At 48.3% G+C, this 22881-nt stretch carries 17 protein-coding genes and 2 pseudogenes; 7 read left to right on the top strand and 12 right to left on the bottom strand.

Annotated elements, in window-relative coordinates:
- Positions 1-111 precede the first annotated feature (111 nt).
- From HH215_RS00895 to HH215_RS00865, 8 genes and pseudogenes are all read right to left on the bottom strand, one after another.
- Entirely contained in the window at positions 112-3129 is a 3018-nt protein-coding gene (locus tag HH215_RS00895) for a cadherin-like beta sandwich domain-containing protein (RefSeq protein WP_169278184.1), read from the bottom strand.
- Positions 3130-3255: 126 nt separating this feature from the next.
- The gene (locus HH215_RS00890) at positions 3256-4833 is read right to left on the bottom strand and encodes an NHL domain-containing protein (protein WP_169278183.1); all 1578 of its coding nucleotides are present in this window, start codon (positions 4831-4833) and stop codon (positions 3256-3258) included.
- 26 nt (positions 4834-4859) lie between these two features.
- Positions 4860-7505: a hypothetical protein gene (locus HH215_RS00885; protein ID WP_254450325.1), complete on the bottom strand. Its 2646-nt coding sequence runs from the start codon at positions 7503-7505 to the stop codon at positions 4860-4862.
- 3 nt (positions 7506-7508) lie between these two features.
- A pseudogene (locus tag HH215_RS36940) lies at positions 7509-7775 on the bottom strand (FecR domain-containing protein); the annotation flags it as partial.
- 258 nt (positions 7776-8033) lie between these two features.
- Complete coding sequence (locus HH215_RS00880; RefSeq protein WP_169278181.1) at positions 8034-8993, bottom strand: adenylate/guanylate cyclase domain-containing protein; 960 nt, start codon at positions 8991-8993, stop codon at positions 8034-8036.
- Positions 8957-9859, bottom strand: a complete 903-nt coding sequence (locus HH215_RS00875; protein WP_169278180.1) for a CHASE2 domain-containing protein — start codon at positions 9857-9859, stop codon at positions 8957-8959. The genes HH215_RS00880 and HH215_RS00875 overlap by 37 nt, the downstream gene beginning before the upstream one ends.
- A 182-nt stretch (positions 9860-10041) precedes the next feature.
- Complete coding sequence (locus tag HH215_RS00870) at positions 10042-10278, bottom strand: ferredoxin (RefSeq protein WP_169278179.1); 237 nt, start codon at positions 10276-10278, stop codon at positions 10042-10044.
- A 122-nt stretch (positions 10279-10400) separates the two neighbouring features.
- Positions 10401-11696 carry a DNA polymerase IV gene (locus HH215_RS00865; protein ID WP_169278178.1) on the bottom strand — a complete coding sequence of 432 codons (1296 nt, stop codon included), beginning with the start codon at positions 11694-11696 and terminating at the stop codon, positions 10401-10403.
- A 131-nt stretch (positions 11697-11827) separates the two neighbouring features.
- On the opposite strand from HH215_RS00865, the gene cimA reads away from it, so the two are divergent.
- From cimA to HH215_RS36935, 3 genes and pseudogenes are all read left to right on the top strand, one after another.
- Entirely contained in the window at positions 11828-13441 is a 1614-nt protein-coding gene (gene cimA, locus HH215_RS00860) for a citramalate synthase (RefSeq protein WP_169278177.1), read from the top strand.
- A gap of 814 nt (positions 13442-14255) precedes the next feature.
- The gene (locus HH215_RS00855) at positions 14256-14675 is read left to right on the top strand and encodes a DUF6444 domain-containing protein (RefSeq protein ID WP_169278176.1); all 420 of its coding nucleotides are present in this window, start codon (positions 14256-14258) and stop codon (positions 14673-14675) included.
- Between the two features lie 101 nt (positions 14676-14776).
- Positions 14777-14983, top strand: a pseudogene (locus tag HH215_RS36935) (IS66 family transposase); the annotation flags it as partial.
- Between the two features lie 449 nt (positions 14984-15432).
- Here HH215_RS36935 and HH215_RS00845 read toward each other — a convergent pair.
- Entirely contained in the window at positions 15433-16002 is a 570-nt protein-coding gene (locus HH215_RS00845) for a TlpA family protein disulfide reductase (RefSeq protein WP_169278174.1), read from the bottom strand.
- A gap of 201 nt (positions 16003-16203) precedes the next feature.
- Between HH215_RS00845 and HH215_RS00840 the strand changes: the two genes are divergently transcribed.
- Together HH215_RS00840 and HH215_RS00835 are read left to right on the top strand one after the other, a co-directional pair.
- A complete protein-coding gene (locus HH215_RS00840; protein ID WP_169278173.1) occupies positions 16204-17514 on the top strand; it encodes an MFS transporter in 1311 nt (436 codons plus the stop codon).
- Between the two features lie 57 nt (positions 17515-17571).
- A complete protein-coding gene (locus tag HH215_RS00835; protein ID WP_169278172.1) occupies positions 17572-18003 on the top strand; it encodes a Mov34/MPN/PAD-1 family protein in 432 nt (143 codons plus the stop codon).
- Here the strand turns inward: HH215_RS00835 and HH215_RS00830 are convergent, their stop codons facing one another.
- Genes HH215_RS00830 through HH215_RS00820 form a run of 3 tightly spaced genes read right to left on the bottom strand, consistent with a single transcriptional unit; the run spans position 18004 to position 21187 of the window.
- Complete coding sequence (locus tag HH215_RS00830; RefSeq protein ID WP_169278171.1) at positions 18004-18747, bottom strand: exonuclease domain-containing protein; 744 nt, start codon at positions 18745-18747, stop codon at positions 18004-18006.
- A gap of 5 nt (positions 18748-18752) precedes the next feature.
- Positions 18753-19832 (bottom strand): DUF294 nucleotidyltransferase-like domain-containing protein, encoded by a 1080-nt coding sequence (locus tag HH215_RS00825; RefSeq protein ID WP_169278170.1) that lies wholly within the window; start codon positions 19830-19832, stop codon positions 18753-18755.
- Positions 19833-19879: 47 nt separating this feature from the next.
- The gene (locus HH215_RS00820; RefSeq protein WP_174887660.1) at positions 19880-21187 is read right to left on the bottom strand and encodes an ammonium transporter; all 1308 of its coding nucleotides are present in this window, start codon (positions 21185-21187) and stop codon (positions 19880-19882) included.
- Positions 21188-21625: 438 nt separating this feature from the next.
- Between HH215_RS00820 and HH215_RS00815 the strand changes: the two genes are divergently transcribed.
- Positions 21626-22081: a MerR family transcriptional regulator gene (locus HH215_RS00815; RefSeq protein ID WP_169278168.1), complete on the top strand. Its 456-nt coding sequence runs from the start codon at positions 21626-21628 to the stop codon at positions 22079-22081.
- A 40-nt stretch (positions 22082-22121) separates the two neighbouring features.
- Positions 22122-22808 carry a zinc metallopeptidase gene (locus tag HH215_RS00810; RefSeq protein WP_169278167.1) on the top strand — a complete coding sequence of 229 codons (687 nt, stop codon included), beginning with the start codon at positions 22122-22124 and terminating at the stop codon, positions 22806-22808.
- The last annotated feature ends 73 nt before the right edge of the window (positions 22809-22881 follow it).

Here is a 22881-nt window from a genome sequence, read left to right as displayed (position 1 = left end):
TTATCGGTGTAAGCCGGCAAGATGTTTAGCGCAGAAGCATATCCCTTCGGTATCTTGCACCGAGTGGATATGCTTCTGGATACTGATTTACGTGCTAATTCATGCCGCGACTCACGGGGGTGGCGGGGGTGCCTGAACGAAGTTAATGTTTAAATAAAAGGGCTTATGAACCTGATGCGTAATATCTCGCAGCAAAATCTCGAACTGCTTCACTCCATACGGCGTGTTGTTGAAAATATAGGTGCCGGATTCGTCAGGGGACGTGTATCCCGATGCGTACAAAAACACTTCAGTCCGTTCATGCTCCAGCAATCGCAAGCTAAAATTATTAATTCCATAGACATTCTCGACTGCATTAAACGAATTCGGACCGGTTGAATAGACATTCATAGCGACCGAAGTGTTTTCCGAGAGGATCTGCTTGATCTCAAATTCACCTAGCGTGAGCTCAGGGAGCTCTCCTCTCACGATGACCAACTCATACTTGATGGGATAGTTCTCGTAATCCATTATCTCGAGAAGATATCTGTTGTATCCCGGTTCAAGAGACAGCGATTGAATAAACGAACCTGCACCGCCTTCTCCGTTGGCAATCCGGTCCATATCTTCATCGAACAACCGATAGGATAATGGGGCCTTCGGTGCTTCGGGATCCCATGACATCCGGAATTCGGCTGATTCCTGAGCTAACGGGATTTGGAGATAATAGCGGCTCTTCCCGTATAACCCTTTGACATAGTTCCAATATTCCCCATCCTCGCCACCGCTTGAGAGGCTCCAATCGGTTAACGGGTACGGTGCAGGCGCGCGGAATATCCTCAGTTCGTAAGTGTGGAAAAAGAATCCGGTTCGATCCGTTACGTATACGGTAAAATCGTTGTTGCCATATTGCAACAGAAGCTCCCAAGGCGACGTAATAAATTCATCTTTCTGATGATCGAATATAGCAAACGGTACTATCAGACTTTCATCCATTGGGCCAGGAATTCGAATCAGAGCTCCGTCTTGATGATGATCCGTTTCCGCGAAATAATGATCCTCTTCAGCTGTCTCGGAATACTCGATCGGATAAGGGCTCGGTACGTCCATCAGTAACTTGAATGGCTCTTCCACATCAAAATCAGGCTGCGAGAGACCATTCATTATCCACAGCGCTTTTTCCTGACCGACTAATGCATCGGATGAATCGAAGAGCTGTAAAGATAACAATACATAACTTGATTCCGGTAATCCGGTCAATCGCAAGTTTCCATCTACATCCGTTCTAACCGGCTCTCCAACCGACGTTCTCATCTCCGCATAAGAGACTCCCGAATCGAACTCGAAATGAAAGGTGATTTCGCTTAAAGAAGTTAGAGTCTGCCCACTAAAATAGTCCTCAGTTACTTTGTACCATTCCACTCCCTGATTGCTCGACCAAGATTGGACTCCATACATCGTCAAGGGACGTTGGATCTTCAACGTGTAGACTTCCGAGTTGATGCCGTTCGGAGCCAAGACGTTCACTGAGACCATATGGTAGCCGCTACTGAGAAAAGAATACTCGCCATTAGAAACCGTGACGGATTCGCCATCGACTTGTACCGATTGAATGGAGGCACCGGCAGCCACTGGAATCGCTTTAAGCTTAAGCATCGCGCTGTCTCTATCAATATCGATCTCGTATTGTTTCGTTTCGGGCTCGAAACCGAAATCAACGTTAGTCCAACTCTCGCCCTCTCCTTCATTTTCGCCCTCGCCCTCGTCCTCGATTTGAAGCGTTAAAGAACTGAGGAGCGCATTCGTTGCACTCGGGTCAGGCGACTGTGTCGGTGACTGTGTTGGTGACTGTGTTGGTGACTGTGTTGGTGACTCTGTCGGTGACTGTGTTGGTGACACCGTCGAGCTTGGCTGTGTCCCACCTCCACCGCCCAATGCCGGAGAAGGAGTCGGAATGCCATTCCCGAGTTTCAACCGCTCTTCATTAAAGCGCTTCTTCTCTGCCTCGTTCAACAAGCTTTCGTATTGCTCGGTTGCGCGTTTATTTTTATCTAACAACGCTTTCCGTTTCTCTTCTTCTCTTAACTTACTTTCTTTGTTCAGCTTCTCGGCTAACTCCCGATCCCGTATTTTCTCTTCTTGTTGCTTCTTTTCCAAAGCATGTTTCCGTGCTTCTTGCTCCTTACTGCGTTGCTCGTTCTGCCGTTGCTTCTCTTCAGCCGATAACTCGATTGTTTTCTTGCTCAAATCAATAGCCACGCCGGATTGCGCACGGACCTCTGCTAACATTTGAGTTAATCGCTCTTGAGTCACGAGCTGACTATTTAACGCTTGGGCAAAGACCGCGCCTAAGAGGTTCTCTACGTTGTTTCGATAACGCGATTCGTCCGACGGTCTGACAAACTCCGCCTCATTCACGTAATCGTCCATCCTAGCTTTATTTTCTTCGCTAATATCCGCTGCTGCCCGAATGATCGCCTGGACGATAGAAGCGTTGTTCAACTGCATCAACCGCTCTAGATCGACGGGAGCAATCGTTATTTCCGGACTCCTATTCCTATCATCACCAGTGATCAAAGCGTTTTCCGTCGGATAAACGTTCCGTGTATCGGGATTAGCGGAATCGGTCGTGCTCGCATTGACGACTCCTGCTACAACCGTCAGATGAGTCGCTCCGCTAAGCGGATCTACGTTTACCAGAAGATGAGTCCCCCGAACGCCCATGATGGTCGTAGGTGTTTCTAGGGAGAATGCATCCTCATTATTTTCGATCGACTTCACGTCTACCCAGGCGGACCCGTTAAACATGCTGACTTTGGTTGTCGTGCCCTTCTTGTTGGATAGCTTGGAGAATGATAAGGTCGAGTTAGCTCCGACTGTCATCTTGTCATCCTCTTCCGTTCCGTTGGCGAATTGCAGGATTGCTGAGCTGCTTCCGGCAACCGCAAGGATATCCCCTTCGTTTAGACTCATCTTGGCAAATGCAGTAAACTCCTTGGCACCGCCGGCTTTCTTGACTTTAACTGTTCCTGTCAGTTCTTTAATGACCGCTATCCTCGAGGATGCAGCCGAAGTCTTTTCCGTTAACGCACCGAAAATAGGACTAATAGCGATAAGAATGATCAAAAACCAGCGTAAAACCATACGCATAAATACACCCCTCTGCCCCTAAACTTGTTTGTTTCACTTATTTTTCGTTCATTAAAGAAGCTGACGCTCAAATAGAGGATCGTCAGCTTCATCGTAGTTGTTAGTTATTCCTTGGTACGCTTCTAGTTAGAATGTTTTACTTCGAATGACGACGAGTTGAGTGGACGAGTCCCATTGGATATCCAAGTTACTCTCATCGGCGAAAAATCTAACCGGTATGAACAAGCGGTTATCAACCGTGCTCGTTTTGGCATTTAGGGCAAGCTTTTCGCTCTTGCCTGCAATGGTTTTCGTTACGGAATCGGTTCCTTTACCGATGGAATAGACGGCGTCTCCTTTCGTCAGGAGCGCATCGCCCGTCTTCTTGTCGAATGCAACCGAGAATCCTAAAGCATTGCCTACGTCTCGAACAGGTAAAAGAACGGCATTCGATTGCAATTGCGCCGGCACTTCCGTAGGAACTAATTTTCCGTTAAACAGCACGGAAATTCCTTTGCCCGTTGGAAGCGTGGTCGGTTGGGCATATTTCTGAAGAATACGCACTTTATTTCCGAACTCGTCCACGATAACAAGTCTACCATCGCTTAGCACAGTAACGTCCGTAGGATGATTAAATTGAGCATGTGCAACAACGCCGTTAGCGCTGCCCGGCTCGATAGGAACGCCCGCTAAAGTAGATACTTTGCCGTTCTTCACGATACGGATGACATGGTTTAAGCTGTCCGCGACGATCAAAGCACCGTCTTCGGTTAATGCAAGCCCTTCAGGTGCGTTAAGGCGGGATTGCGCTACCGTTCCATCAACGTAATCCCCTTGCACGTAATAAGCGTTTTTCCCTGCGTAATCCCCGCCTCCGGCTACAGTAGATACCGTTCCAGTGGAGAAGTCGATATAACGTACTCTTTGGTTTCCACGGTCGCTCACGTAAAGATTATCTTTCGAGTCGATCGCCAATCCGCTTGGTTCGTTGAACTTAGCCGAAGCCAAAGGACCGTCTTTGAAGTCTCCTGCCTCTTCGACAGCTCCGGCCACGTACTCGATGATCCTCGTAGACGGCGCATTCAGCGTCGTCACTTTGCCATCCGGGGTAATTTTGCGAATCGAATTATTCAAAGTATCCGCAACGTATACGATTCCTTTGCTATCGACGGCAACATCGGAAGGATTGTAGAATCTCGCGTTCGCTCCCGTCCCGTTGTCCGAACCCATCAAGCCATTCCCGGCAAGCGTTGTAACTTTACCGTCTTTGCTAATTTTTCTAATCGCATGATTCGCCGAGTCGGCAACGTACACGACCCCTTTGGCATCAACCGCTAGTCCAGAGGGCATAGAGAATGCTGCTTTTGTAAGTTCATCGTCATTAAAGCCACCTAGCGGGAAAGTCGCTTCGTCTTCCCCCAGATTGATTCCCGCATAACCCGTTACTTTATCCGTGGTTATCATCCGCAGGAAATGGTTCGAAGAATCGGAAACTAGCAATCTACCGTCCGATAGAGCGACAGCAGATCTCGGGTGAAAGAATGTAGCTACTTTCAGACTCCCGTTTCCGTTCCCCAATTCGGATTTCCCGGCCCATGTACGTATCTCGTATAGCTTAGCGGATTGCGTCCAATCGGTTTGAACCGCCGCTGAAGTTATGCTCGGCGCTAAGAATAGCGTCATTGCGGATAAACCAGCGATGATTCTCTTATTCGTTCGATTCATTTCTAAATTCTCCTTTGAAAACTAAGTTAAGGTATCATTCCTAAAATCTTAATTTCGTAAACGATCCGACTACCATCGGCCCCAACTACCATGAAATAATATTCTCTCTGAGAATAATAAGAAGAAGATATAGGTATCTCGTATTTCCCTGGAGATTCCGGTTCAGGGGTTTCAGTCCCGGTTTCAGTGAAAAGCTCGATATGGGAAGTCGGGTTATTTAGTTTGATTTCAAATCTCAATGTCCCGTTCTGAGGCGGTACTGGAAAAGTAAGATTCGTCGGATCATTGAAATAAACTGCATCCGTAACGGATATGATCGGTTCAGATGGGAATTGATCATTCTTACCCGTTAAGTAGAGAAGTCGCAAATTTTCCGGAATTTCTCCAACATGAATATACAATTTCAATGGGATACCCGTGTTTTCGCTTCTTAATGGATCAATATCTATCAGGACTTCATTTGTCCCGGGTTGCAGGTCGCTTATTGTGTAGTTTGCATCCTCTGACCAAATGATTGAGTCGCCCCACTTGACTACTACATCGCTTGAATCCAGGTTGAAGTTATCCAAGTAGATATTCAGATCGAGTATAACCTCAACTCCATCTTCATCGACGCTTGCCGGTTGACCATTAACAAAAGTATTCTCTCCCGCATAGTTTGCAGAGGATAAATAATAGTCTTCTTCTCTGGATTCATTGTATACGTCAAATCCGCCATAATCGAATAAAAACTGATCCGGATCCCCGACCTTTATCACAAACTCATAATCTCTTGAATGTCCTTCGAATTCGATACTGGTTATATGAAGATTAAATTTATGGTATCCTTCTCCCCAAACGGGTAGTCCGATACGATTTATTCCCCCAACTAACGCACTACCCTCATTCGGTGATCTGTCGCTCTTGGTGATGGTGCCTGTGTATCCATTGGCTAGATTCAAGTTAAGTAAAACATCTTGAACTTCATTAGGTTCCTCAATAACCGAGTAGAATCGATAAACGCCATTCACCGCGGGTTCCGTAGACATCTGAATCGGAAATGTAGGAGCTTCTTCATCTGGATAGTCTTCTTCAATGCTTACATCCCACGATGATATCCCCTGAGGAAGCGGACTTCTATTTATCGTTAAGTCATATTTGTGCTTAAAGAAGTAGGCTTCATCCGTCGCGTAATATTCGAGGTTATTTTGATTGGCAACTAAGAACAGATCTAAACTCCCTTCAAACGAGTACACATCTCCATTGAAAATTACTTTCTCAGCATGTAATTGTTCACCGTATAAGCGCAGTTCTTGCGTGTATACCGGCACGTCTACGCTAAAATGACCGCCCTCATTGTTCAAAGCTAATGTACTTTCACGTCTAATATCGACGAGACTGAATGGATCATCAATCTCCGACCACACCGGCTCGTTCACGCCGTTCAACAAAATAAAATTCGTTTCATGGCCTGAGTACGACGCCTCCGGGTTATCCGCAGTTAATATTGTCACGTATATCTTCACATATCCAGAACTTAAGTGATTAAGAGTCTTCTCTTCCCCGCTCGACGTCCAAGTGAATTCATAATATTCCTCGTCTGATCCTTGATAGTTCAACTTGACCTTGCTAATGTCTGAGCCGAATTTGATTTCCATATTCATCGAATCGATCGGCGTCTGTGTTCTCACCGCGTAAATATCTTTTGTATCGGATTGCAAAGTCTTTTCCCATATAAGCTCTTCGCCGGTCGGTGTTGTCGTTTTCCAGCCCGTAATCCCATCCGGCATCGGTGTTGGTGTCGGCGTTGGTGTCGGCGTTGGAGTCGGTGTCGGCGAAGCCGGTCCGCCTCCACCACCGCCAGGCGTCGGACTTGGAGTCGGCGTAGGAGTCTGGTTTTTAAGCTCCTCTTCGCGTTTCTTGCTTTCTTCTTGAAACTTCTTCTTCTCGGCTTCGGCTAGTTGCTTCTCGTATGCCTCTTTAGCCTTCTTCTTCGCTTCCTCAAGAGCCTTCTTATTTGCTTCTTCCAGCTTCTTCTTCTGTTCTTCCAATTTCTTCTTCATCTCGTCTAGCTTACGTTGTTGTTCTTCCTGTTCCTTCTGTTTCTTGATCTTCTCTGCTTTCTCATTTTGCAGCTTTTTAATCTCATCTTGTTTTTTCTTTTCCGCATCGGTTAATTCAAGCGGAGCGACTTTATCCAAATCCAATTTCTTCTTTAACGATTTGTTGACTTCGTCGATCAATCTTTGCATTTCATTCCTATCAACTTTTTTACTGTCCAGTGCGGCTTTCACGATATTGCCGATCAGGTTATCCAAGTTTCTGGAGATTCTGTTCAGTTCTTCGAGCGTATTCGGTCCGGAAGGTTGGCCAGAGGGAGCGCCGTTTTCCAATTCCTTTTTTTTCTTCTGAATATACTCTTCGTTTTCTCGGTCGATGTCTGCTTTAGCCTGAATAATCGCTTGCAGCACTTGAGGAGAAATACCGTTTACGATATCGCTTAGCAAAATCGGGATAACTTCGTCGGGAAACTCGTTCGTTTGATCCCTATCGTCGACGGTAAGCTGCTGGCTAGGATAGACGAATACGTCCGGAGGCGTACCGTTTTGATTATTCGTTGGCGTAACCGTTCCTACGCCGGATGCGATCGTAAACCTCGAGCTTCCCGTTATCGGGTCGACCCATATGAACAAATTCGTTCCGCGAACGCCCATGATCGCCGTCGGCGTTTCCAGCGTGAATTTGTCTTCTTTATTTTTAATCGACTTGACTGTCGACCACACCGAGCCCTTCAACAAGCTAACCTGGGTCGTCGTGCCTTTGCTATCGGACAACTTCGAGAATGTTAAAGTCGAGTTCGAAGCCGCCGTCATGAGATCGTCCTCGGATGTACCGTTGGCGAACTGAAGCACGGCCGAGCTATTCGCCTCGACGGTTAGGATGTCTCCCTCGTTCAAGCTCATCTTGTTAAAAACCGTGAACTCCTTGGAACCCCCGCTTTTTTTGACTTTCGCGCTACCTTTTAACTCTTTGATGACGGCAACGCGGGACGAAGCTGCGGATGCAGACTCCGAAATAGCTCCTAAGAGCGGCAATGCCGCCAGCAAGAACGTCATGACATACAATAGACTTTTGCGCACGTGGAAAACTCCCTTCAAATCTGTTCAGTTTTTGTTGAGTAGGATGGTTTAATATAGTGAAAGGAATGTTCTGATCCCTATTTACTCAATGGGACCTAATACCTCGTATACCCTTATCGGATGCGACTTCCCTTTGAACATGCGGTCTTCCCCATCATCGAAACGGAAGTGATCCTTCGTTTGCTCGTAGACTTGCTCGGAGACGTGAACTTGTCCCTTCTTCGTCTGCGATTCGATCCTAGCCGCTATGTTCACGTTGTCGCCAATGGCCGTGTAATCGACCCTTAAATAAGAACCGATATTACCGACGACCACGTTACCCGTATGAACGCCTATCCCGACGTTAACTTCGCACTCGTATTTTTCCATAATTTCGTCGCGGATTTTGTTCATCCCTTGTTGGATTTCATAGGCCGTCTTAACCGCCTTCCGTTCGTGCTCGGCGACATCCAGAGGTGCGTTGAATAAGATCATCGCCGCATCTCCGATAAACTTGTCGATCGTTCCTTCGTTACGCAACGTCGTCTCGGTAATCATGTTAAACATCGTATTTAACGTATCGACCAGTTCAGGCGGCGTCAGTTTCTCCGAAAGCGGAGTAAAGCCTCGAATATCGAGGAACAAAATCGTAATGAGCTTCAAATCTCCGCCTAATTTGATCTCGATGTCCTGAGCTACGATCTGTTTAACGAGATCGGGAGAAATATAACGTCCGAACTGTCGGGTTACGAAGCTCTTCTGAACGCTGTCCATATAGGATTTAAGCGAGACGTTAGCCAGATAAGCAAGGATCATCGCCAACAACGCGTAAACGATGTTCATATGTATAGCGGAAGCTTGATAGAGAGCGAACTGCCCATAGAGAACTCCCGCGAAAACGGCCAGGAAAAGAAGAATCGAATAGATGTTCTTCAGTCTCCATGGAAGATACACGAATAAGGCAAACAATAGAAGAGACAATGCCAGCTCCGACCAATTCGGCATATAAGAGACCGTTGTCCCGTTCAGCAATTGATTCGTAATATTCGCATGCGCGTACATGAGCTTGAAATTTTTCTCAATCGGGGATGCACCGGTGTCTTGTCCCCATCGTTCGCCAATCCGACCGCGGTAAAACCGACGAATACAATCGAATCCTTAAACAAATCCGGGGGCAATGCTCCGTTAAGCACATCGACGAACGAAACGGTCATGAAATCATCGGTCACTAACTGGTAATCGATGGTCGCGGTATTTCCCGCCACGGGTTCGCCCGATTTGATCGGATCTGTTAATCCCTCGTATTTGCTAAGGTCCGCCCCCGCCATCTCCGCCGCTTTCCAAGCTAACGATGGGATAACCTCGCCGTCGGGGCCTTGAATATTCAGCCAAGTTTGGCGGATTACGCTGTCTTTGCTTACGACGCGGTTAATGTGGGCGAGCTGTACGAGATCGGAGAACATTTCGTAAGGCTTCGCTACGGCTTGAGCCTTGATCAACTCTGAGCGCTTCGCGATCGAAGTGCCGAACACGTCGCCCATGATTCCGGTAACCGGCAGGATCACGTTAGGATAACTCGCTAAAGCTTCCGCGAAAGCCATGTCGCTATCCGGATTCTCGCTCTCTTCTCCGAAGATGATATCGAAAGCAATCGCTTTCGGGAGGTTCCCCTCCTGATTCAAATTCGCTAGAAAAGGTGCGTAAACGGCCCTATCCCAAGGAAATCTCCCTAATTCCGCGAGCGAAGCATCGTCGATAGCGACCATAACGATTCTTGAATCCGGATTATGGTTCGCAACCTGCTTCATGTCGTAATCGAAGAGTAAATTGTCGATTTTTTGAAGCGAGTGCGACTGATAAACAAAGAACACGGCGATCAACAACAGTACGTTTAATACGATGGCAATCCTTTTTATTATTTCTTTCAAACGCAATCCCGCCCGCCGTATGTAAATGATTCCAATTACCCTTATTATAGCGTAAGCAATAGGTTTTTTGTTGCACTTTGTCTAAAAAGTGACTTTCGTGACGAGAGTCATGAGTCGCATGACAAAAAAAGCCCTTTTCTAGGTCGAATGACCTAGAAAAGGGCTTTTCAAATTCAAAATGACTACATATTGAATTGAGTTTCGGCGATCTTGATCGAATCCGTCGGGCAACCGTCGGATGCATCTTGAAGATCATCGTAAAGATCCTCGGGAATTTCCGTATTTCCATGATTGCCATCGCTGCCGTAAATCGTCTCCGCAAGGCCTTCATCGTCGTAATCATAAATGTCAGGAGCCGTCGCGCCGCATGCGCCACAAGCAATACATGTGTCTTTATCTACGTAAGTATACTTAGCCATGAGTTAACCTCCTTCATTCAATCCGAGTCGATTACATTAAAGAGTAGTCCACTACTGTTCAATATAATATAAATCAGCACTAAGATCAAACGAAATTACAGAATTTTACGCGATATCCGCTACTAAACCATATTCTTTCCATCGTCCGAACGTTCGCGCAAAAAGTCTTTTTGAAGGGAGGTTCCCCTTAGCTTTTTGTTGCGAATAAGAGTCGACGGATCATCTCCGAGCATGCCTGCCGTCAGTACCGCGCTCTCGCCGTATTTATCCCTTAGGATATCCATTGCCGTAATTAACCGATCTTTCTTGGGCTTCTCCTCGTAAGAAAACAAATCCAACTGTAACGGCGTTTCTTCTTTTGCAGTTAATCCCTGCAACGTAATCCCAAGCAATCTAACCGGCTTTCCCTCTTTCCAATGGTCATCCATCAAGCGGCAAGCGACCCGATATACGTCTTCGGTCGTATCCGTCGGAACGGCCAACGTGAAAGATCTCGTGATCGTACGCATATCCGGATCCCGGATCGAAATTTGGATCGTCGTGCTTACCATCCGTTGATGTCTCAATCTTCGGGTTGTCTGATCGGCAAGATTTAATAGTACCCTTCGATATTGATCCCGATCGGTTAAGTCGGCAGGCAAAGTCGTCGTATGGCCGATGGACTTGGGAGCTTCATGGAGCGGCTCGACCGGCGAGTCGTCTATACCGTTAGCTGCCTGCTTCATCCAAGCTCCGTAGACGCCGAATCTTTCCAGCAGTATTTTCTCGTCCGCTGCGGCTAGCTCTCCGATCGTCCTAATATTCAGCCGTAATAGCTTGTCCGCGGTCCGGGAACCGATTCCATACAAAGTTTGGCAAGGCTTGCTCCATAACAGCTTGGGTACTTCCCGTCTGCGGAGAATCGTTATCGCATCGGGTTTGCGCATATCGGAAGCCATTTTGGCCAGCAGCTTGTTCGGCGCGATTCCGATCGAGCAAGGAAGCGTCAACTCATCCTTTACCCGCTTCGCGATCGACTCGGCAATCTCGACCGGCGTTCCGAATTGAGAGCTTCCGGTGATGTCAAGAAAACATTCGTCTATCGACACCGCTTCGACCAACGGCGTATAGTTTCCCGCGATGTTAAGGAATGCTCGACTGTATTTGCGATACAGATCGAAATTCGGAGAGATGAGCATTAACTCCGGGCATAGGCCGAGCGCCTGTCTAACCGTCATTCCCGTTCTTATGCCCCTTGCCCTTGCCTCGTAAGAGCTCGTAACCAATATCCCCTTGCGCATTTCGACGCTGCCCGCTACCGCGGTCGGTTTGCCTTTATAAGTTTCCGGGTCTTCGGCGGCATGAACGGAGCAATAGAACGCATTCATGTCGATATGTAAAATAATTCTACGTTTGCTCGCGCTCTCGCTCACATTCATTCCTCCTGTTCTTTTTCTTATTATACAGAGATAAACGGCATAGCGGCAATGACGGTTGGACTCTACTTTTGGTCCAAGCCATGCTATAATAGTTTCACCTGTTTTTACTTAAGGAGGCATTCCGGTAACGCATGTCAACTCCCCTTACTATTTTCGATACTACTTTGCGCGACGGTACGCAAGGCGAAGGTATCAGCTTAACCGCTGAAGACAAAGTCAAAATCGCGCTAAAGCTCGATGCTTTGGGCGTCCACTATATCGAAGGCGGCAATCCCGGCAGCAACAGCAAGGATATCGAGTTTTTTCGACGGGTTCGGGAATCGAAGCTGCAAGCGAAGCTTACCGCCTTCGGAAGCACCCGCAGGAAGAATAGCTCCTGCGAACATGATATTAACTTAAAGCATCTCACGGAATCGGGTGCCCAAGCCGCGACTCTCGTCGGCAAATCGTGGGATTTCCATGTCCACACCGCTCTTCAGACGACATTGGAAGAAAACTTGGCAATGATATATGAATCGCTGGCCTTCGTTAAAAATAGCGGAATGGAAGCTTTGTTCGACGCCGAGCATTTTTTCGACGGATACAAGGCTAACCCCGAATACGCTTTAGCAGCGCTCGCCAAAGCGAAAGCCGCGGGAAGCGCTTGGATCGTCTTATGCGATACGAACGGAGGAACGTTACCCGGAGAGATCAGCGAGATCGTCTCGCGAGTCGTCAGGGAAATCGATGCTCCGATCGGCATCCATACGCATAACGATTGCGAGCTTGCCGTCGCCAATACCCTTGCCGCAATTACCGCGGGAGCGCGTCAAATCCAAGGCACGATTAACGGATACGGCGAACGTTGCGGCAACGCTAATCTCTGCTCTATTTTGCCGACATTACAGTTGAAAATGGGCTATAGCTGCGTCAGCGATGACCAGTTGAAGTCTCTTACCAGCGTCGCCCGTTACGTTGGCGAAATCGCGAACGTACATATGCCGGTCAACCAACCTTACGTCGGTAACGCGGCATTCGCGCATAAGGGCGGCATCCACGTCTCCGCGATTATGAAGGATTCCAAAACCTACGAGCACATCGAACCGCATCTCGTCGGCAACAAGCAGCGCGTGCTCGTCTCCGAACTTGCGGGTCAAAGCAACATCTTGTCCAAAGCGCAAGAAATGGGCCTAGACGTTAACGCCGAGGGAATAAAATCCCGCGATGTCATCGATCGGATTAAAGAGCTGGAGCATCAAGGCTACCAATTCGAAGGCGCGGACGCTTCGCTGGAACTTCTCTTGAGAGACGCTTACGGCGGATCCGTTCAAGTCTTTACGGTCGACTCGTTTAAGATCATGGTCGAGAAGACGGCAGGACAGATGGTTACGGAAGCCATTGTGAAGATTACGGTAGCGGGAGAGCAAGTGTATACCGTCGCCGAGGGAAACGGCCCCGTGAACGCGCTCGATAACGCGCTTCGCAAAGCGCTGGTGCAGTTCTATCCGGGAATTCGCGATATCCATCTGACGGACTACAAGGTGCGCGTGCTGGACGAGAAAGACGCGACGGCCGCCAAGGTACGCGTGTTGATCGAGTCGACGGACTTCAAGGATACATGGAGCACGGTCGGCGTATCCTCCAATGTCATCGAAGCCAGCTGGGAAGCGCTGATCGATAGTATCCGCTATGCATTGCTTGGCATGGTCAAAGATAATTGCGAACCCGAATTTACCGGCGGCGCGCATGGTTTGGTTAATCACTAGCAACTAATGAAATGAATGCAATCTTTGAAATAAAGGCAACCCTCGAGAGGCTTAGGCCTCTCTTTTTTTGTGCCATTATAAGTTTGTGGGATTACAGGGGCATAAATGAATACAGCTTGGCCGCCTATCGCACAACAAAGCGACCAGGTCGTCGACATCTGAGTTGACGGAATGACCGGGCAGCTTTTCATCCAAACTCTTACGGATCGATAGTTGGAAGAGGCTATATTGGTGAATTCTGATACTATGGCGTCTGATCGAGGGTTGGAAGAGGCTATAGTGGTGAATTCTGATGTTATGGCGTCAGATCGATCGTTGGAAGAGGCTATAGCGGTGAATTCTGATGTTATGGCGTCAGATCGATAGTTGGAAGAGGCTATAGTGGTGAATTCTGATGTTATGGCGTAGGGTCGATGGTTGGAAGTGGCTATATTGGTGAATTCCGATGTTATGGCTTAGAATCGAGCCGATGTTTTCGCACAAAACGATTTGCGCGATCGAGATAGCAAAGAGACAGCCCATGAGTTCACTTTCAGGGACCGCCCCTCTATCTCTAATGTCGCGGTACACCGCTGTATCATTCGGACACAGAATCCCTTATTTGTTAAGATTCCGCTTCAAAGATTTGCAAAGCATCAAAAGCCACCAAGGGAATTCTCCCTGACGGCTATTTGAATTTAAAGCGGCACACCCGTTACTACTCAGGTCTCCCCAAAATCGGGGAGATTTTTTCTTTGCTATTTAAAGGAATTCGAGCATCTCACAGCGAAGTAGTAGTTAAAGAAACTTTGCTAGTGAGGAGCGCGTGACACCCGTGAAACTAACTTCGCAACAAGTGAATAAGATTTGCAAGGGCGACAAAGAAATTGCGGGTTATTTCAGTGCGCTCCTTACTCAAAACCAACAGTTGACCCAACTTGTCGAAAAGCAGGCCGCTCAAATCGAGAAGCAAACCCTCCAAATCGAGAAGTTAGAAAAGCGCGTTAACGATTTAGAACGGCAACTCGGCCAAAATAGCAACAACAGCAGTAAACCGCCCTCCAGTGACGGATTGCGTAAACAGAATAATTCGCGCCAGTCTGGCGGCAAAAAGGGTGCGCCTACCGGCCATGATGGACATACACTTCGTTTCAGCACTTCGCCGGACGAAATCGTCGTGCATTCGGTATCCACTTGTAAGCATTGTGCCCAATCCCTTGATGGGGTGGCCGTGCAAGGCTATACCAAGAGATAAATATTTGACTTACCACTTCCCCGTTTGGTTGTCACTGAACATCGCGCGGAGGAGAAGTATTGCCCAGCTTGCCATGCACGTCAGCGGGCTACCTTGCCCGCGTCCCTTTTGACAACAACCAGGCCGAACGAGACATCCGTATGTCCAAGGTGAAGCAGAAGATTTCTGGATGCTTCCGTACGGCGACTGGCGGCGAACAATTTGCAAGTATTCGTGGCTTTATTTCCACTCTCCTCAAACAGAAGCTTCCTTTACATGCCTCACTCGTATCCGCACTCCGTGGTAATTTCCAATTTAAGACTACCTGAGTAGTAACGGCACACCCACTCTATTTTCTCCCAAAGTGCCTCTATGCTCGATTTAAAGCGGCACAGACGCTCTATTTTCTCCCAAAGTGCCTCTATGCTCGATTTAAAGCGGCACAGACGCTCTATTCCCACCTACGGTGCCTCTTCGCTCGATTTAAAGCGGTACAGCCGCGACTGCTCAAGTCACCATATTAGCTAATCCTCTATCCTGCCGAGTCTCGATGCACATTCGGAGAAAGCCTATAAATGCTTCAGAATAGTGGAACAAAGCAGCGATAAACCCCACTCTAATTTCTTCCGATTCCAAAGGGCTTTTCTATGTAATAATTCATGCATTCTGATCGTCTTTTTCATCAGTAAGTTATTCACAACTTTTCTATTGATCATAATTTCCATACGACAACAAAATCGCCCGAACTCTCCGTCCGAGCGATCCCTCTATTTTCTATTTAGGAAGAGATAACGTCCTGCAAGTAAATCTCCCATTGCTCCCGTTCGATGATCCCTTCGATCCGATGGCGAATTACGCCGTCTCTGTCTATGATAAAGCTTACCGGATATCCGCTGACCTTGTATTTATCCAACACGTCGCCCTTCGGTTCCGTTAGAACAGGAAATACGAGTTGTTGCTCTTTGACGAAATCCTTGGCTTCCCTAAGCTTGTCGTATTTCGTCGCATTAACCGCGTATAGATCCAGTTGATCCTTATGCGTCTCATAGATATCTTTAAGATCCGGCGCCTCCACCTCGCAAGGTCCGCACCATGCTGCCCAGAAATTAACGATCAGCACCTTATCTCTTTTGCCGCCGACATTGTATGAAGTCGTACCATCCAACGAGGCCAGGTTAAACGACGGCGCGTAATGGTTTACTTTCGGAGCAGGCGCTGCCGGTATATTCCCTTTCCCTACAGGCTGATTTGTCGTTTGAGCTATAGGCTCCTTGCCGGAAGAATCCCAGAACCACACGGCCGCAACGGCAATTACAACGAGGGCTAATATCATCGCGTTCTTTTTCATCTGTTTGTTCACTCTTTTCAAGCATTGATATTTGACTATATCTTACCCCATTTGCCGCTTCCATTCCAACCTAAGCCACAAAACGTTCACGAACTCGGCATGTGAAATGCCCTTTCCCCACAGCGCATATTGAACGCTATTGCGGGAACTCTAATCCTGTTCTCGGCTTCAAACTAAGCAAGTTCCAAGGAGGAATAGGGAGTGTCCGCTACAACGAAGTCCAAAGGGAAGCTAACCGTAACGTTCACAAGCGAAATCACCTCGCAAGCTCCTCCCGAAAACGAAAAAACGAAATCATCTCCGGATGCCCAAGGAGGTCGGAAAAGCAAAATTTGGGAATACATAGCGCTTTCCACCGTCCCATTGGTTCTCGTTCTCGGAAATTCGATGTTAGTTCCCATTTTGCCGAAGCTTAAGACCGAACTCGGGGTTTCCCAATTTCAAAGCAGCCTTGTCATTAGTTTGTTTTCCTTTGCCGCAGCTCTTATCATTCCCATCGCCGGTTATCTATCGGACAGGTTTAGCCGCAAAGCCGTCATGATCCCTTCTCTAATCCTTTACGGCGGAGCAGGAATACTGGCTGGATTCGGCGCGGTTTGGGATTCTTATGGCGTCTTGATCGGCGCGAGAGCGCTTCAGGGGATCGGCGCAGCGGGCACTGCTCCCATTGCCATGGCTCTTGTCGGGGATTTGTATAAGAACGGCCAGGAAAGCCAAGCGCTCGGCTTGATTGAAGCTTCCAACGGAACCGGTAAAGTCGTCAGTCCGATATTAGGCGCTCTCCTGGCTCTAATCGTCTGGTATGCGGCGTTTTTCGCCTTCCCGGCTTTCTGCTTATTGTCTCTTCTCGCCGTCATATTTCTGCTGAAAGAACCGAAGCGCACTGAACCGCCCCAGCCTTTGAAGCAATATATGGAATCGATTAAACGGATATTCGCCGCGAACGGACGTTGGCTGATCTCTTCCTTCTTCGGCGGATCTCTAGCCTTGTTTATTTTATTCGGCGTACTGTTCTTCCTGTCGAATATTCTGGAAGAGCCTCCCTATTCCATCGACGGCGTTCGAAAAGGGTTCATCCTTGCCATCCCGCTTTTCGGCATGGTACTGACCGCCTATATAACGGGAACAGTTATCCGCAAGAACGGCGTCCTCATGCGCTGGCTAATGAACATCGGCTTGGCTCTGATGGTCGTTTCTTTAGCGCTCGCCATATGGTTAAATACGAATTTGTACGTGTTTATCGGATTGTTGACCATAAGCAGTATCGGAACCGGACTGTTGCTTCCCTGTCTGAACACGATGATTACCGGCGCGGTGGAAAAAGCCGAACGGGGGATGATCACTTCTCTCTACAGCAGCCTTCGGTTTTTCGGAGTCGCATTGGGGCCGCCATTGTTCGGTTGGCTCATGGGAATCTCGCATCAACTCGTATTCATTACCGTCTCGGCGTTGTCCTTAATCGCGCTCGGTCTTGTTTTCTTCTTGGTTAAACCCGGAAAACAAGTGCAATAACGGTTGCTTGCCGCCCCGCGATCGCTCATACTCGTTTTGTAGGAGTTGATCCGCTCAATGGAACGCATGAAGGAAGTATATCTCGATTCGACTTTGGAAAATGATCTGATCGCTATTTCGCGTCAGCGGTCATCTTACGAAATTTGCGGTGTCATTTACGGCACGATAAGCGGAGGAGTCGTGTTTGCCGACGGATTTAGTCTTATTCGCAATTCGTCCCCCTTCTCCCGGGAATCTTATTCTTTCCACCCCGAAGATTGGGTTTCCGTCTATTACGAAGCACAAAAAAACCAACGAATGATCGTCGGTTTATTCCATACTCACCCCGAAGGAAGTACCGCTCCGAGCGTCAGCGACACATCGGGTTCCCTTCCTTGGAGAACATATTGGATTATCAGCCTCGTCCGCGACGAACACGAGATCGCGATTTACGAGCGAAGAGCCCAAGGCGATTGGAACCCGTTGCCCGTCGTCCGAAGACCGCTGTAGTCAATGTCGGCTTAAATACGCGTAGAGTTCGCCAAGCGTCGTAACCTGCCGATCCATGATCAATTTCAGGAACCTAAAATATAGCTTAGCCGTCATGACCGAATCATGAAGCGCATGATGACGCTCCGATATTTCGATCCCGTAACGCTCCAGAACTTCATCCAATCCATAATGGATAGCTTTCGGCTCCAGCCACTTCGCGATCATCATCGTATCGATAATCCGGTGGGTTAGATTCACCTTCGACGTGCGCCATAACGCGCAATTCAGAAATTGCTTATCGTGACCGCTGCCGTGGGCGATAAGCACTCTTTTACCCGCGAAATCCATGAAATCGTGCAGCACTTGCATTAAATCGGGCGCATTCTCGGCCATCTCGTTCGTAATGCCCGTTAACTCCGTAATGTGGCGAGGAACTTTGCGCTTGGGATTGACGAGCTGATAGAACGGCTCCGCTTCATCGAAATTCCCTCCTCGGATAATCACTCCGCCGATAGACAATATTTCGTCTCCGTTATACGGGTAGAAGCCGGTTGTCTCCAAATCGAAAACAACCGCCTCCATCTCCGAAAGCTGCATTTCCAAGGAGCTTCCCTTGCGTTGATCGCGCGACATGGAACGGATAAAGGCCATCTGTTGAGCATTGGATGAACCCAGCATGGAAGCTATGGCCGGCGTAATCCCGCCCATTTTATACAAATTCCACATTCTACCCATCGAGTTCGTGTCTTTGGGTTCCTTCATAGCTTTCACCTCCCGCCGAAACGGTGCTGCAACTCCCTTTGTACTCTGCGTTGTATTTTTTTGCCGGCTTTCAAAGCTTTCTTGAGCGGAATTTTTAGTTCCTTCGTAATATGCTCCGCCGGAATTTTACCCGCGCCTCCGGGTTGCCCCTCCTCGACGGCCAGCGTCGCAAGCAGTCTTAATTTCAAGAAAAATGAAAAAGCTTCGTAAGCCTCGGTCTCCTCTTCCTCCGCGAGCAAATCCGCTTTACGCAGTGCGTTAATTCGCTTTAACGTGCTTGTTTCGCGTATGCCGGCTTGTATCGCGAGCAATCTGAACGCATTCACCATAGGGATATAGGCGCCGTATTTAATATCCAAGCTTCCCGCGTTTTCTCCGTATCTTTCCGTCAACAACTGCCCGAACACGCCGACAAGCACTTTATGCCTGATCGTGTTCTCCATCATTCGTCGCGCGATTATCGGACGGTTGAGCATATCCGTATAGAAGCGATCTTGTAATCTGTCCGCCAGATTCCGGTCCCCGGACACGGGCCGTCCGTCGGCAGCGATAAGCAAATACCTGACATTCTCCCAACTCGGTTCAGCGAACCAATTGTCGATCTTCTTCTCCCAATCCCGAAGCGACAAACACCATTCCGGGTTAGAAGCAATGACGCTGCCTTCGCAAGGAGGGTAGCCAAGCCGGATTAAGTTTCGGACTACGGTCTCTGCAAATATGGGGAAAAACTTGCGGCATCGTTCGTCTTCGACTTCGTTAGAGGCATCCGCGTACACAAGACCGCTGTCTTGGTCGCTGTACAACGTCTGCTCAAAGCGTCCACCGCTGCCATACAGCATATACGTATAAGGCACGGGTGGGGCGCCCAGCCCCAACCGTGCCAAATCGTTCTCCGCAAGCTTTAACGCTTGGGCGATAAGAGCGTCATGAAGTTCGTTTAACGTCTCTACTACTGCTTCGGCAGATGAGGTGGACAGCTCCGTCGCCAACCGGGATTGCTCCTGTTCCCTTATCGATCTTAATTGCTCAAGATCCTCGGCTCCGGCGATGTCGAGCAACCGCTTCTCCCAAGCGGGATTAAGCATGCGGTTTCTACCCCTCCTGTGTTTACGCCGGTGAAAGGACTATTGGATTAGACCGATGTTCCGGCTTTTTTCATTTGCTCAGGATAACCGTAATTCCCATGCTCGCTCAAATCCAAACCGATAATTTCTTGCTCTTCCGTTACGCGGAAGCCGATGACTTGTTTGACGACCCACAATACGATGAAAGACGCGATGAAAGCGAACGCTCCGCATACGACGACGGATTCGAATTGAACCCATAATTGTTCCCAACCTCCGCCTTCGAACAGACCCGCTCTTCCGATCCCGACTTTGGCGGCCAATTCTTCCGTTGCGAATAAACCATTCGCCAACGTTCCCCAAACTCCTGCCGCTCCGTGAACGGAGAGAGCAAAGATCGGGTCGTCGATTTTCATTTTCTCGAAAAATTTAGCGCTGAAGAATACGAGCACGCCGGCAACTAAACCGATAACTACCGCAGCCCAAGGATCAACGAACGCGCAAGATGCCGTGATGGCAACCAAACCGGCAAGAGCACCGTTCAGCATCGCCGTAATATCCGCTTTACCGTTGACTAACCACGAGATCAATAACGCGGCTACCGCGCCTGCCGCTGCGCCCAATTGCGTGTTGAAGGCAACGAATCCGAAGAAGCCATCGCCGATCGCAACCGTACTACCCGCGTTAAATCCGAACCAACCTACCCATAGAATCAATACGGCAAGCGCGGTGAATACTTGGTTGTGTCCAAGAATTTCGTTCGCGGAACCGTCTTTGTTGAATTTACCGATACGAGGTTTCAACAAGATCGTTGCAGCCAACGCTCCGATCGCACCCGTTAAGTGAACAACCGTCGATCCGGCGAAATCTTGCGCGCCGTCTTTGGCCAACCAACCGCCGCCCCAGATCCAGTGAGCGACTACCGGATAAATAACCGATACGAAGAATAAGGTAAAAATAAGGTACGCGGACAATTTAGCTCTCTCCGCGAACCCGCCCCATGCGATCGAGAGAGATACGGCCGCAAAGGCCAACTGGAATACGAAGAATACCGAGGATGGCAATGCGTTATCTACCGATGCTACATCCGGACTGAAGAAGAAGTTTCCTAATCCGATAAATTTGTTGAGCGATTCCGAAGCATCGCCGCCGAATGTGAATCCATAACCGACTGCCCAGTATACAATAGAAGCAAGACCGAGCGTGAAGATCGTCTTACCGGCCACGTGCCCGGCGTTTTTCATACGGGTGGAGCCTGCCTCAAGCAGAATAAATCCGCCTTGCATGAGAAGTACGAGTACTGCGGCAACCATTACCCACATAGCATTTAAACCCATGTTAAGCTGTGCTGCGGACGGATCCTCCGCGAACGCCATTGTCGGAAACAGCACGAGAAGTGCACCCAACGAAATCAAACTCTTTTTTACCACACCGACCACTCCCTACGTGTAATGTTTCATGACATCTTAAGAAAGGCTTAGTGTCATTATAGGTTGATCTCGACGATTTGACAATATGATTTTCATAAATAAATTCAATAAATACGCCAAAAATCTAACATTAACTTCGAAAACGGTGCGTAATGTTAGGATTTAGACCACAAAAACCCAATTTATAGTGAATTTATCGCTCTTAGCGTCCAACCTCTCACTCTAATAGCTCACACAACGCTCTTATATGTCATTTAATATTCCACCAATGGAATATTCCCGCCATACGCAAGGCTCGAGAGTGTAAGCATCACGTTTGACTGTATGGTTCTCCATTCTGTATGATAGTAATGTAAAGCCACAAACAGGAAAGAAGGTGAATCGATGCGCAGCGGATCGATCAATGCCCCACGCCTGTACCGGATTGGAGAGTTATCCAATTTGGCCGGTATTAGCCCTCGTACAATCGATTATTACACAGGCTTAGGTCTCTTAGCCCCAGCCAAAAGATCAACAGGAAATTATCGGCTTTACGACGATGATACGCTAACGAGAATTCGCCGTATCGAGCAACTGAAAGCGCAGAAATATTCATTAGAAGAAATACGCGAGCAGTTTACTTCGTTGAATCGTGCCGTTACGGACGAAGCCGTGACCCGTAAGCTGTCGGACCTTCAAGAACATCTTGCAATGCTGGAAAGGGAAGTCAAGGAATTAGAACCCGTCCTGGAGCAATTAAAACCGCAGCAAGCGAAAAGAGTCTTCCGAGCGATCACACCGCAAACCGCGGCATGCGTAGAAGCCCTTCTTCTTCTTTTGGGGAAAAGTAACTTTATGTAACGCGGTTTAAGACACTTCACCTTAGACGGAGGAATTCATCATGCTGTTTTTTCACCCGATGGACTTTCTGATCATCATTGCCTTTGTCGTGTCGCTATGGGCCCAATTTCGAGTCAAAAGCACGTTTAATCGTTGGTCCGAGGTTCGCAACGAGCGCGGTTTAACCGGATATGATGCAGCAAGACGATTGCTCGACCGAAACGGCTTGCAGGAGGTGCCGATCGAACCTGTACAAGGTAAGCTCACTGATCACTACGATCCGGTTCACCGAATCGTGCGACTATCCGAGCCCGTATTTTACGAAAGTTCGATTTCCGCCATCTCCGTCGCATGCCATGAGGTGGGACATGCTATCCAACATCACAATTCGTACCCGATGCTGGTCATTCGCCATCGCATGTTCCCGGCCGTTCGCCTCGCTTCCGGAATCGCGCCTTTCCTGTTAATAGCGGGTTTTCTGATGCAATCGCTCAATTTGATCGGTTTCGGGATCATTTTCTTCACAGCCGCCGTAGCCTTCCAGCTTGTTACTTTGCCCGTGGAATTTAACGCAAGCTCCCGAGCTCGCGACTTGATGGTTGCCGAAGGGTTCATAACAAGAGACGAAGAGCGCGGAGTCGCGAAAGTGTTGAATGCAGCCGCCCTCACATACGTTGCGGCAGCATTGATCTCCCTTCTAGAGCTGATTAAGTACATTATGATATTCACGAACAGCAACAGAGAGTAACGTAACCGGGATTTACGATAGAACGAAGGAAGAATAAACAAAAAAAGTGTTGGTACAGAGGTTTTAAAACTGT

Source organism: Cohnella herbarum, assembly GCF_012849095.1.
GTDB lineage: Bacteria > Bacillota > Bacilli > Paenibacillales > Paenibacillaceae > Cohnella > Cohnella herbarum.
This window is presented reverse-complemented; position numbering and strand designations above follow the sequence as displayed.

Coding starts and splice junctions, on each gene's coding strand:
- HH215_RS00835 (WP_169278172.1), top strand. CDS start 17,572: ATGGAACGCATGAAGGAAGTATATCTCGATTCGACTTTGGAAAATGAT.
- HH215_RS00815 (WP_169278168.1), top strand. CDS start 21,626: ATGCGCAGCGGATCGATCAATGCCCCACGCCTGTACCGGATTGGAGAG.
- HH215_RS00845 (WP_169278174.1), bottom strand. CDS start 16,002: ATGAAAAAGAACGCGATGATATTAGCCCTCGTTGTAATTGCCGTTGCG.
- HH215_RS00825 (WP_169278170.1), bottom strand. CDS start 19,832: ATGCTTAATCCCGCTTGGGAGAAGCGGTTGCTCGACATCGCCGGAGCC.
- HH215_RS00810 (WP_169278167.1), top strand. CDS start 22,122: ATGCTGTTTTTTCACCCGATGGACTTTCTGATCATCATTGCCTTTGTC.
- HH215_RS00870 (WP_169278179.1), bottom strand. CDS start 10,278: ATGGCTAAGTATACTTACGTAGATAAAGACACATGTATTGCTTGTGGC.
- HH215_RS00890 (WP_169278183.1), bottom strand. CDS start 4,833: ATGAATCGAACGAATAAGAGAATCATCGCTGGTTTATCCGCAATGACG.
- HH215_RS00865 (WP_169278178.1), bottom strand. CDS start 11,696: ATGAATGTGAGCGAGAGCGCGAGCAAACGTAGAATTATTTTACATATC.
- cimA (WP_169278177.1), top strand. CDS start 11,828: ATGTCAACTCCCCTTACTATTTTCGATACTACTTTGCGCGACGGTACG.
- HH215_RS00895 (WP_169278184.1), bottom strand. CDS start 3,129: ATGCGTATGGTTTTACGCTGGTTTTTGATCATTCTTATCGCTATTAGT.
- HH215_RS00820 (WP_174887660.1), bottom strand. CDS start 21,187: ATGGCGTTCGCGGAGGATCCGTCCGCAGCACAGCTTAACATGGGTTTA.
- HH215_RS00830 (WP_169278171.1), bottom strand. CDS start 18,747: ATGAAGGAACCCAAAGACACGAACTCGATGGGTAGAATGTGGAATTTG.
- HH215_RS00880 (WP_169278181.1), bottom strand. CDS start 8,993: ATGTACGCGCATGCGAATATTACGAATCAATTGCTGAACGGGACAACG.